The organism is Longimicrobiaceae bacterium, assembly GCA_035696245.1.
Lineage (GTDB): Bacteria > Gemmatimonadota > Gemmatimonadetes > Longimicrobiales > Longimicrobiaceae > DASRQW01.
This window is the reverse complement of the sequence record DASRQW010000415.1, coordinates 1-11,232: the sequence shown is the minus strand read 5'-3', so window position 1 is coordinate 11,232 and position 11,232 is coordinate 1. Positions and strand designations below refer to the sequence as shown.

The window sequence follows — 11,232 nt, the reverse complement described above, 5'->3', positions numbered from 1 at the left end:
CTCGTGCTGCTGTCGCTTCTCGCCTTCCTGCTCGCCGGTTTCGTCGTGATGCGCCCAGCGTCCCGCGTGGCACTGTGGCTGTTGTTGGCGCTGGAGGCCACTGTGGCGATCAACGTAGTTGCCCATGTCTTGAGCGCGTTGGTCGTCTTCAAGGGATACGGTCCGGGGTTGGCCTCGGCGCTGACTCTGAACGCGCCCTTTGCCTGGTATGTCTTGCGACGGGCGCGGAACGAGGCGTGGGTGACTCGACGGGCATGGCGCAGCCTCATATTGGGCGGCATGATGCTGCATGGGCCGGTACTTGTCGCCGGGCTGTGGTTGGCAGCGGCTCTTGGGGCATAGGTCAGGATCGCGTGGCGGTCACGTAACGTGCGTTGCAGCGGACAAGTGATCGACGGTAGCTCGCTGCGCTCGCATTCCATATGTTCGCTGCAGCAGAACTCGGGCGTTAGATGGCACCATGCATAGGTGCACACAAAAGATCCGCGATCAGCGCCGCGCCGCGTTCATTCTCGAGGGCCACGGGCGTGATGTCTTGCCTCTCAAACAGGCAGCGCGCGCGATCCGGTGTAGAGAGGATACAAAAGTCGGCCGCCGACCAGGCACGTTCGTCGATGTGATCGAGCTGGTTTGCGACGAACTGTGGGGCAAGGGGCGTGAACTCAACCTTCGTCCTTCAATGCCTCCGTCGGCTGAATGCGAAGCGCCCGTCGCGTCGGGACGATGCATGCGAGTGCACAGCACAGGATCGTCGACAGCGCGAAGACCGCCGTGATGCCGAAATCGTCGAGATGCACATCCGACAGGTCGTTGTTGGCGAGACCGAGCCCCAGGACTGCACCGATGCCAACGCCCAGCGCGATCTGAACGAATGGGCGCTTGAAGACGGTGGCCAGGACCTGCAGCGGCTGCGCACCGAGCGCGACGCGCACGCCGATCTCCCGCGTCCGCTTGGCGACGGAGAAGGCCGTCACCCCATAGACGCCGGCGAGCGACAGCATCAGCGTCACGCCCGTGAAGCCGAGCAGGAGCGCAATCCAGAACCCGCTGACGGACTCCGCCAGACGGGGCAGCCGTTTGGGATCGATCACGCGCAACGCGGGATCGATCGCGTCCGCGAGCTCGCGGAGGCGCACCGCAAAAGCCTGCGGATCGCCGCGAACGTGAATGGCGACCCGAAGCGGCCCCGTCTGCCGCGGCAGCGCTGCCTGAAAGATGCGGGCTCGGCCGAAATCGCCCTGGTTGTCGCTCACGCCGAGATCGGGCACGATACCGACGATCTCATGCCACGACTCGGCGGTGGGTTTGCGAGTTGACGAGAAGAAGCGAAGCCGGCGGCCAATCGGGTTGCGGCCGCCCATGACCTGATCGACGAAGAACTCGTTCACGAGCACGGCACGCGTCTGGTGTTCCGCGTCGGCCGTCGCCAAGGCCCGGCCGCGGATCACCGGCGCACCGATCACGTCGAAGAACCGCGGATCGACGGACACGTTCCCGACGCAGTAACCACCCACACAGCGTTCACTTTGCTTAGCGGCCGGACCCGGGTCCATGTTGATCCCGTACACCGCGTGACGCATCACCGGCATCTGATCGGCGTACGTGACGTCCAGCACGCCCGGCTCCTGCCGGAGCCGCTCGGCGAGCGAGCGGTAGCGTTCCTCGAGCCGCGCGGCACGCACGGCCGGCACTGTGTCACCACTCGCCGCGGCGCCGTCGAAGCGATCGATCTCGAGCGTGGCGGTGAGGAATGCTTCGGCCGGGAATCCCGCTGGGGTCTTTCGCGCGAAGTCCCCTCCCACGCCGAGCAGCGGCACCGGAAGCACCGTCGTGAGCGCGATCTGCGCGACGATGACCACGGTCCACACGCCGCCGAACTGCAACCCGCCGCCGCCACTCGACGCGGCTCGGAGCCTGCCGCCGGTACTACCCGACACCACCTTGAGCGCGGGTACGACGCCGGCGATCGTCGCGGCGAACAGCGTCAGCCCGACGGCATAGAGAATCGTCGTCGTCGAAATCGAAGTGTCGATCCAGAATGGCAACGGGCCCGATTGCTCTTCGATCATCGTCCAGGTCCGCGCGAGCACGAAGCGCGCAACCATGAGACCAACCACCGCGCCGACGGCGCAGAGCAGGAGCGCCTCGCCAAAGAGTTGCATGACGAGGCGCCCACGGCTGGCGCCGAGTGCGGTGCGAACGAGGAGCTCCCGCTCTCGACTGACGGCGCGGGCGAACAGCAACATCGCGACGTTGCCGCACAGGAGCGCGGCCAACAGCACGAGGAACACGTTGATTGACGCCAGCACCAACACCGCCGATTCCGGCAGATCACTGACTGCGTCGGACAGCGAGAGGACTTGCAGGCGCACGTTCTTATGCGTCTCCGGAAACATCGTCGCGGCTCGGGCGCCGATCGCCGCCGCCTGGGTGGTCGCCTCCTCGCGCGAACGGTCCGGCGCCAGCCGCCCGAAGACGTACCGCAGGCTCGGCGACGCCTCGGGAAGCCGCTCGAGGTGCAACGGCCGCCAGACTTCGTTCCGCTGTGGGAATCCGTAGCCACGCGGCATCACGCCGACGATCGTGACCGGCGTGCCGCTGATGTGAATGACGCGGCCGACGGCGTCTGCCGCCCCACCCAGCTTGTTCTTCCAGAAGTCGTATCCGACCACCACGACCTCTTCCGCGCCGCCCCGCTCGTCGCCTTCCAGCAGGGCGCGTCCCATTAACGCCGGGACGCGCGTCAGCGCGAAGGTCGACGCGGTCACGTTGGCGACGGTCTCCGGCTGGCCGGGGCCGGCGCTGACGGCGACGCTGCGTTCCTCCACCTCGACGGCCCCGAGATCGGTGATCGAGCTGAGACCGTCGCGCCACAGCTCGTAATCGCGGCGCGATGCAGGGACCGCCGCATTGTCGGCGACGTTCCAGTTCCGCAATGCAACGATCGCGTTGCCGTCCGGAAGCGGAATCGTCGGCCAGAGCGCCTGTCGCGCGATCTCGAACCCAACGGTGCCGACGGCGATCGCGAACGCTACGGCAATCGTTGCGATCACGGTGAGCGCAGGATGCTTGACCAGCATGCGACCGCCGAGCTTCAGGTCGAGCGTCAGCCCGCTGACCCACCCCAGCCCCCGCGCCTCCCGCCCTTGCTCCTTGTACTTCTCGGTTCCGCCGAAGGAGATCGCAGCCTGCCGGCGCGCCTCGGCCTCATCCAGCCCCCGCTCGCGTATGAGGCGGTCGGCCTCCATCTCCACGTGGAAGCGCATCTCCTCGTCCATCTCCGCCCAGAGCTGGTCTGGTCTCCGCAGCCCGTGCCAGAACGACCGCACCCGCGCGAACAGAGTCTTCATGCTCAGATCTCCTGCAGTGTGGTGCGCAGCACCAGAGCGATGGCATCCGCCAACCGGTTCCAGCTCGCGACTTCCTCGCCGAGACGCGCGCGACCGGCGGGGGTGAGGCGGTAGAACTTGGCGCGGCGGTTCTTCTCGGAGACCCCCCATTCGCCCTCGACGAGCCCCTGGTGCTCCAGCCGGTAGAGTGCCGGATAGAGCGCCCCCTGCTGGATCTGCAGTGCACCGCCCGAGATCTGCTCGATGCGCAGCAGTACGCCGTAGCCGTGTAGGTGCCCGAGCGAGACGGACTTCAGAATCAGGAGGTCCAGAGTTCCGGGGAGGAGTGTGGCGGAATCGGTCATGGCTCTCTCTCCTATGTTGGTTAGGAGGAGAGTAGCCGCCGTCTCCTAAGCTGTCAAGGAGAGTGGGCGCAGGGAGACGCCCCGGCGGAGGACGGCGCCGGGCCGGACGAGCCGCAGATCCGCCGGGTGGTGCGGCACGCGCTGGAGGAGTACGGGACGATCCTAGAGGCGGCCACCGGACGGGAGAGCCTGGATCTGGCCGCAGCGCGCCGGCCCGATCTGGTGGTGCGAGACCGGGGCCCGCCGCGTCGCGAAACTTCCCCCACCCGATCTCCGTCCACCGACCACGGATGCGGATCAACCCACCGCAAACGGGGGTACGCAGGTGCCGGCCCGGGAACCGGCTCCACGCCCGGCGCGGACCATCCGAAACCGCCCGATCCGGCCAACGACGACCACCACGGAGGACCGACCGATGCACGCGCTTCGCTCCCGCGCCACCCTGCTGGCCCTGGCCGCCCTGCCGGCGCTCGCCGCGTGCGACGGCGGCGGCGGCACCGACCCAGCCCGCCTGACGCCCGGCGAAGTGGGCGCGGTGTACTCCATCTGCACGCTCCGCTTCGCCCCCAGCAACGCAGCGCTGCCCGTGGCCGACGTGCTGGCGAGCGGCGTGGCGAACCCCGCCCCGGCGGGCAAGCCGTCGCCCACGGTGACGCTGAGCCCCAACGCGCCGCAGTACGAGGTGGCGTACACGCGCAAGTCCGACAGCTTCCTCCAGCTCCTGCGCGGCAGCGTGGACCTGCACGCGACCTCGGTCTCGCTGTCGTTCCCCACCAGCGGCTCGGGATCGGACGTGTCGCGCGAGCTGCTGCTGCCGGCGGTGCTGGACCTGCAGTTCGCCGCCAGCCCGCGCATGCTCTCCGCCTCGCCCGCCACCACCACGTACGGCGTGCGCCGGTCGGACTACGCGAAGGCGGCCGGCATCAGCGAGGAGGGCTTGCAGGACCAGATCTTCGGCACGCTGACGGCCAGGTTCGAGGCCGGTGGCTGCTGAGCCGCGCGGCACGCACCTGGCACCGGCACGCTCCGGGCCCGGCCACCCACGGCCGGGCCCGGTTGCTTATCCGCCCGTGAATACGCAGCTTCACACGTGATGAAACGCATCTTCCTGGCCCTCGCGCTGCTCGCCGCGCCCGCCCCCGCCCTGCTGAACGCGCAGGCGCCGGGCGGGTGGAACAACCCGCGCGCCCTGGAGCTGATCCACCGCGCCGAGGTGCGGCGGGCGACGAACCTGGCCGACACAGGCATGGTGGACTACCAGGCCGACGCCCGCGGCTACGTGTACTTCTACCTGGACCGCCGCGACATCGGCGAGCGCACGCTGGTGAAGACCGACCAGGTGGCGCTGGACGTGATGTGGAAGGCGCCCAACCTGAGCAAGCAGCGCATCATAGGCCTGCGGGACGAGAAGAAGCTTCCGACGACCATCCAGTACCACCAGGACCACCTGAGCGTGGTGCAGGACAACTTCGGCGACCTGATCCGCATCGGCGACGGGGACGAGGTGCGCGACGTGCTGCACCCCGCGGCGGCAGGTGGCCCGCAGGTGTACGAGTACCGGCTGGCGGACTCGTCGGCCATCCGCCTGCCGGGCGGCGAGGCGGTGCAGCTGTACGAGATCCAGGTGCGGCCGCGCGACCCGTCGCGGCCGGCGTTCATCGGCTCGGTGTTCGTGGACCGGCGGATGGGCGACATCGTGCGCATGTCGTTCACGTTCACGTCGCCCGCGTACGTGGACCGGCAGCTGGACTACCTGAACGTCTCGCTGGAGAACGGGCTGTGGAAGGGGCGCTTCTGGCTCCCCAGCCGCCAGCAGGTGGAGATCCGCCGCCAGCTTCCGGAGCTGGGCTTCCCCGCGGGCGGCGTGATCCGCGGGACGATGCGCATCTCCAACTACCGCTTCAACCAGGGCCTGCCGCTGGTGGCCTTCAGCGGCCCCAAGGTGGTCTCGGTGCCCGACCCGCAGCGCCGCGCCTTCCCGTTCGAGCGGGGGATCTACGAGGAGCTGCGCGAGGAGGGCATCGGCCCCAGCACGGAGCTGGGCGACATCCGCAGGCAGGCGGCGGAGCTGATCCGCCAGCGCATGCTGAGCGGCCTGCCCGCGCTGCGGCTGGACGTGCCCGCGGTATCGCAGGTCTTCCGCTACAATCGCGCGGAGGGGCCGACGGTGGGCTTCGGCGTGCGCGAGCACCCCAGGGAGCGGCTGACGCTGTCGTTCGACGGCGGCTGGGCGTTCGGCCCGGAGCACCCGGTGCTCTCCGCCGGCGCGCAGTGGACGCGGCCTAGCTATCGGATCGGCGGATCGGCATTCCTGAACACACCGCGCGACGTGGGTGTCGGCCCCGTCGTGTCCGGCGCGGTGAACAGCCTGACGGCGCTGCTGGCCGGGCGCGACTACACGGACCTGTTCTACGCCCGCGGCGGCGAGCTGCACGGCGAGCGTAAGGTCGGCTTCGGCCTCACCGGCGGGCTCACCCTGCGCGCGGAGGACCAGGCGTCCGCCAGCCGGGAGGCGGACTTCTCCGTCTTCGGCGGGTCCGACCACTTCCGCCCGGTGCACGCCATCGGCGACGGGGTGATGCTGGGCGGCTCGCTCTCCCTCGCGCGCAGCTCGCCCTCGGGCACGGCGCGCGCCTGGTCCGCCTCGCTGACGACCGAGGGCGGGACGCTGCGGGCCGATTCCGGCGGATCGCTGAACTTCGTCCGCCCGGTCCTCGACCTGGGCTACACACGCCGCTTCCTGGCGCGCGACGCGGCACTGGAGATGGAAGCGTCCGGCGGCGCGGCGTTCGGCGACCTGCCGCGGCAGGAGCTTTTCCGTTTCAGTGGACGAGGGACGGTGCCAGGCTTCGATTTCCGCTCCTTCGGCGGCGACCGCTTTGCGCTGGCCCGCGCCACCGCCTCGGCCGACCTGCTGCGCCCGTGGGTTCGCGGCCGGCTGATGGCCTCCGCCGGCTGGGCGGGCGTGGGAGATGCGGGGCGGCCCGCGCTCTCCGCCTGGGGCGCGGAGACGACGCAGCGCCCGCGCGCCTCGATCGGCGCCGGCGTAGGCCTGGTGTACGACATCCTGCGGTTGGACGTGCACCGGGGGATGGGCGCGGGCGGGCGGTGGGAGGTCGTGGTGGATGCGCGGCCGTCGTTCTGGGATTTCCTGTAGGGGAGGGGGGCCCTCACCCGGCTCGTAAAACTCGCCTGCCCTCTCCCGCAAGCGGGAGAAGGCACGAATCTCCTTCGCGTTTCCGGCAGTTCCGCTACGCGCTTCGCTTTCGGCTTCGCCGGGCGGTGGCAGGCAGGCGGGGCATCTTGCGGGACCGCGGGTGAACGAGCGTAGGCGGCGCCTCACGGCCACGCTCCGTCGGGTCCCACCTGTGTGTGCGACCGCGGCGATGCTCGTAGGCGCGGGTGTGTGCCACCGCGATGATGCTCGCGTAGGGTCGCACCTGCGTGTGCGACCGCCGCTTCGGCTGCGATGGCGGTGGACGGCGAGCATGATCGCAGCGGCAGCACGGTCCGACACGCAGGTCGGACCCTACCGGTCTGGACCTTCCTCAGCCAGCGGACGCTGCTCGGCCCGCCCTTCCGCAGCGCGAGCCGCCAGCCTGCCGGCAGCGAGGCGGCCCATCGCAGAGCACGGAGCTGCCAGCCGCCGTGGAGGCCGTGCCCTCTCCCACTTGTGGGAGAGGGCAGGCGAGTTTTACGAGCCGGGTGAGGGCCCCTCCCCGCAGCACCCAAGCTACATGATCGACGCGTTCCACCTGCCCGCCATCTCGCCCGTCCCCACGACCACCTGGCCGTACGGGCGCGGGGGGGATGCGCTCTCCATCCGCGTCCCGCGCCTCTCCCCCGCCCTGCTGCGGCGCCAGGTGGAGGCGCTGGTGGATGCGCGCGGCCGCCACCTCGCCAATCGGCCGGTGGAGCGCATCGTCGCGTCGATCGACCGGGTAGCGCGGCGGTTCGAGGACGCGGGAGACGAGCTGCGGCAGACGGCGGAACGCGCGCTGCCGCTGGTGACCGGCTACTCCGCGCCCATGATTCGACGCGTGCTGGACCGCATGGCGGCGGACTGGCGTGCGCAGCCGCTGCGCGCGCTTCTCGCCGCAGAGCTGGGGGATGCGGGCGCGCTGGACGGGTTCGTGGCGCGCGCGGGCGTTCCGAGCGCGGCGCGGGCGTATGGGCCGCGGCTTTCCACGCACGTCTTCAGCGGAAACGTGCCGGGCGTGGCGGTCACGTCCATGATCCGCACGCTGCTGCTCAAGTCCGCCACGCTTGGCAAGACCGCCGTGGGCGAGCCCGTCCTCGCCGCGCTCTTCGCCCGCGCGCTCGCGGAGGAAGACGCGGACCTCGGCGAGTGCGTGGCCGTCACCTACTGGCCCGGCGGCGACGAGGAGATGGAGCGCGCCGCGCTGGAGATCGCGGACGCCGTGATCGTCTACGGCGGCGCGGACGCGGTGGCGTCGATCCGCGGCCGGACGCCGGCCGGGGCGAAGTTCCTCGGCTACGGGCACCGCATCTCGTTCGGGATGGTGGGCCGGGAGATGCTGTCGGGAGATGCGGCGCGGGAAGCCGCCGCGGCGTGCGCGCTGGATGCGTCGACGTTCGACCAGCAGGGATGCGTGTCGCCGCACCTGTTCTACGCGGAGGAAGGCGGCGGCGTCTCCCCGCGCGAGTGGGCGCGCATGCTCGCTGCGGAGATGGAGGCGACCGAGCGCGAGCTTCCGCGCGGCATCCTCGCTCCGCGCGAGGCGTCCGCCATCCGCCAGCTCCGCGGCGAGGCGGAGTTCGCGCAGTTCGCGGGCGGCGCCACCGAAGTCCACGCATCGGCAGAGGGCACGGCGTGGACGGTCGTCTACGACGAGGATCCCGCCTTCGCCGCGTCGTGCCTCAACCGCGTCGTGCGCGTGAAGCCGGTCGCCGACCTGGCGGAGGTCGCGGCGCACGTGGCGCCGTTCGGCTCCGTGCTCCAGAGCGTCGGCCTCGCCGCATCTCCCGAGCGCACGCGCACCCTCGCGGGAGAGCTGGGGCGCCTGGGCGCGAGCCGCGTCGTGCCGCTCGGCCGCATGGCCTGGCCGCCGCCGCACTGGCACCACGATGGCCGCCCCCCCCTCGCCGACCTCGTCCGCTGGTGCGACCTGGAGAAGTGAGGACGGAATCGGAGAATCGGTGCGGCTAGCATAGCCCTGGCGGCTAAAGCCGCGGGCTACGACGGCACGAAGTCCAGCTCCGTGGGCTGCTACCGATGTCCGAACCGCTTCGGCGAAACTCCGCGAAGGCAAGCCGATCTACCCGGATTCCGTGAGGACTGGCTGCGCATTCAGCGGCCACCGCCCTTCCCTCCGTCATAAGCTGAAACCACCTTCCGCATCCCACATTGACGCGCGTCGCACGTCACGTGTGCGACTGGGGGGCGTCAGACGATCTACGTTCGCCAAGCGGAGTTCGGAGCGGTCCAATGCGATCCGAATCGCCTGGCAGCTTTCCCACAATCGGACGAGAGAGTACGGAGGGCCCAGCACGCCGGACTCGCCGCAGCCGGGCTCGATGGCTGGCCGGAATCGCCGCGGGCGTCGTCACCGCTGCATCCGCAGCCTGCCGAACCGGGCACGATCCGCGGGCGCTAGGACAAGCGGCGAATGGGGTCCAGAGCTTCGCTCGGAACCTCGCCGCGGCGGTCGATGAGCCGGGCACGGACACCGCCTCCATGCCGCCGAGCGGCACCGATCAGTTCGGCCTGGGAGGGCTGGCGAACTTCACGCTGTACGACAACTCCCCGCGCGTGGTCCATCCAGGACCGTCATCTCGCCGCCGACATGACGGCGCGGCAGAGCCTGGCCGTCCGCAACGGCGTGACCGTCGCGGACGGCCGGGTAGAGACGGGACCGACCGCTCGAACGACGGCGGGCTGGTGCTTCGTGCGCAGACGACGGAAATTACTACATGGCGGCCATCGGTGACGACACGCGCTACGGGTGGGCGGACATCGAGATTTACCGGGCCTCAACGGAGAGCAGACACGGCTCGACTGGACGGACGACATCCCGTTCCCAACGGGCGTCACCAAGCGCGTGCGGTTCCAGGCGATGGAGACCACTCTCAGCGTCTACGTGAACGACAAGCTGATCGCGCGGGCGGAAGACGGCACTATCGCTCCGGCCCGGTAGGCCTCCGCTCCAACAACTAAGCAGCAGCGACATCGAGACGTCGAAGGCATCGACTCCGGCACGCCCGGCGACCTCCTGCCGTAGCGCCTGGAGGATCTGCGCGATGCAGAGCACCGCCCACACCTGCGCCAGGATCACCTCCGTCTTCGCGCTCCAGAGCAGGTGCAGCCCTAGCTCGCGCTTGACCAGCTTGATGGCCATCTCGATGTCCCAGCGCCGCGCGTACAGCCGTGCGATCTCTGCAACCGGCAGCAGCTTGGGATCGAGCAGGTTGGTGAGGTACTCCCATTCCTCGCGTCCAACGCGGATGCGCACCAGACGCACAGGATACCGGGCCTGGTCCGCCCGGTACTTGCCCAGCCAGACCAGCGCGTCCGTCACGTGCGCCGACTCGAAGAAGACGTGACGGACCTCCACGCTCGTCTTCTTCCGCTGCCGGCTGATCCAATGATGCCCCGCCGCCGTCAGGTCGTCGAACCAGGCGAAGCCGAAGTATCCCAGGTCCGCCAGCACCAGGCTGCCCCGGGGCAGCTCAGAGACCATCGCGCGGGCGCTGACCTTCTCGTTCTCGCGCGCCTCATCGGTGAAGGCGATCTTCCGCCACACCTGAAGGCGCAGGTCGAAGAGCCCGGCCAGCTTGCCCGGCAGCAGCGCGTCGCTGCCTCGCGGCACCTCGCGCAGCACCGGCAGCTTGCGCAGCACGGGGTCGAGCGTTGTGCAGTCCAGCGCCACCACGGACGCAGCCCAGGGTGCCAGGGGCTGTGCGTACGGAGCCAGCCGCTCCACCAGCACGGCCGTGATTTGGGCGAAGAGCCGCTGCATCGCTTCGCCCGCCGAGGCAAGCCGGTTGCGCACCGCCTGGTCGGTGACCGCGAAGCGGGGATAGTCCCACAGTCCTTGCAGGCTGATCAGGCGCCACAACGCCGACTGGCTGCTGAACCCGTTCAGCACGCAGACGAGAAGACCTGCCCACAGGCAGAGCGAGGGCAGCACCTGTGGCCGACCGGGGCCACGAGTTCGCACATCCGGCTGCAGGAGAGAGATCATCTCGCGCAGGAATGTCTGGGTCTCTCCAAGCCGGGCGGTCTGCTCCTTCGTTTCCGGCTCTGCGGCCATTCGGCTTCCCGGTCAGCGGTTCGCAACGAGATAACGCCTGGCTTATCTTACCATTGCGCTATTTAGTTGGAACAGATGTGGAGACCGGCAACCCCTGCGATCAGCACCAACGATCCGGATGACCTTCACCTCGAAGAGCCGCTCCGCTCCATGCTCCTTTTCGAGCTGGACCGCGTGCACCGTAAAGGTTAGGACGCATTCCGCGAGATAATGTGATGCCGGTCGGTTGAGCCGCGCGGGCGGGAGGCGGGAGGCGGGAGGCGG

At 69.6% G+C, this 11,232-nt stretch carries 7 protein-coding genes; 4 read left to right on the top strand and 3 right to left on the bottom strand.

Translation table 11 applies throughout. The features are described 5' to 3' along the window. Nucleotides 1-342: HXXEE domain-containing protein (locus VFE05_18600; GenBank protein HET6232091.1), on the top strand; the 342-nt coding region annotated here is incomplete at its 5' end. A gap of 320 nt (nucleotides 343-662) precedes the next feature. On the opposite strand, the gene VFE05_18595 is transcribed toward VFE05_18600, so the two are convergent. Together VFE05_18595 and VFE05_18590 are read right to left on the bottom strand one after the other, a co-directional pair. Then, nucleotides 663-3,350 carry an ABC transporter permease gene (locus VFE05_18595; GenBank protein ID HET6232090.1) on the bottom strand — a complete coding sequence of 896 codons (2,688 nt, stop codon included), beginning with the start codon at nucleotides 3,348-3,350 and terminating at the stop codon, nucleotides 663-665. Nucleotides 3,351-3,352: 2 nt separating this feature from the next. Beyond that, nucleotides 3,353-3,694 carry a PadR family transcriptional regulator gene (locus VFE05_18590; GenBank protein ID HET6232089.1) on the bottom strand — a complete coding sequence of 114 codons (342 nt, stop codon included), beginning with the start codon at nucleotides 3,692-3,694 and terminating at the stop codon, nucleotides 3,353-3,355. Between the two features lie 415 nt (nucleotides 3,695-4,109). On the opposite strand from VFE05_18590, the gene VFE05_18585 reads away from it, so the two are divergent. The 3 genes from VFE05_18585 (at nucleotide 4,110) to VFE05_18575 (ending at nucleotide 8,835) form a co-directional block, all read left to right on the top strand. Continuing rightward, a complete protein-coding gene (locus VFE05_18585) occupies nucleotides 4,110-4,688 on the top strand; it encodes a hypothetical protein (GenBank protein HET6232088.1) in 579 nt (192 codons plus the stop codon). A 99-nt stretch (nucleotides 4,689-4,787) separates the two neighbouring features. Beyond that, the gene (locus VFE05_18580; GenBank protein HET6232087.1) at nucleotides 4,788-6,851 is read left to right on the top strand and encodes a hypothetical protein; all 2,064 of its coding nucleotides are present in this window, start codon (nucleotides 4,788-4,790) and stop codon (nucleotides 6,849-6,851) included. A gap of 580 nt (nucleotides 6,852-7,431) precedes the next feature. Next, the gene (locus VFE05_18575) at nucleotides 7,432-8,835 is read left to right on the top strand and encodes an acyl-CoA reductase (protein HET6232086.1); all 1,404 of its coding nucleotides are present in this window, start codon (nucleotides 7,432-7,434) and stop codon (nucleotides 8,833-8,835) included. Between the two features lie 843 nt (nucleotides 8,836-9,678). Here the strand turns inward: VFE05_18575 and VFE05_18570 are convergent. After that, entirely contained in the window at nucleotides 9,679-10,968 is a 1,290-nt protein-coding gene (locus VFE05_18570; protein HET6232085.1) for an IS4 family transposase, read from the bottom strand. Nucleotides 10,969-11,232: the final 264 nt, after the last annotated feature.

Bases quoted from the DNA above. Each gene is read 5' to 3' on its own strand.
- VFE05_18580 (HET6232087.1), top strand. From the start codon at position 4,788: ATGAAACGCATCTTCCTGGCCCTCGCGCTGCTCGCCGCGCCCGCCCCC.
- VFE05_18595 (HET6232090.1), bottom strand. From the start codon at position 3,350: ATGAAGACTCTGTTCGCGCGGGTGCGGTCGTTCTGGCACGGGCTGCGG.
- VFE05_18570 (HET6232085.1), bottom strand. From the start codon at position 10,968: ATGGCCGCAGAGCCGGAAACGAAGGAGCAGACCGCCCGGCTTGGAGAG.
- VFE05_18575 (HET6232086.1), top strand. From the start codon at position 7,432: ATGATCGACGCGTTCCACCTGCCCGCCATCTCGCCCGTCCCCACGACC.
- VFE05_18590 (HET6232089.1), bottom strand. From the start codon at position 3,694: ATGACCGATTCCGCCACACTCCTCCCCGGAACTCTGGACCTCCTGATT.
- VFE05_18585 (HET6232088.1), top strand. From the start codon at position 4,110: ATGCACGCGCTTCGCTCCCGCGCCACCCTGCTGGCCCTGGCCGCCCTG.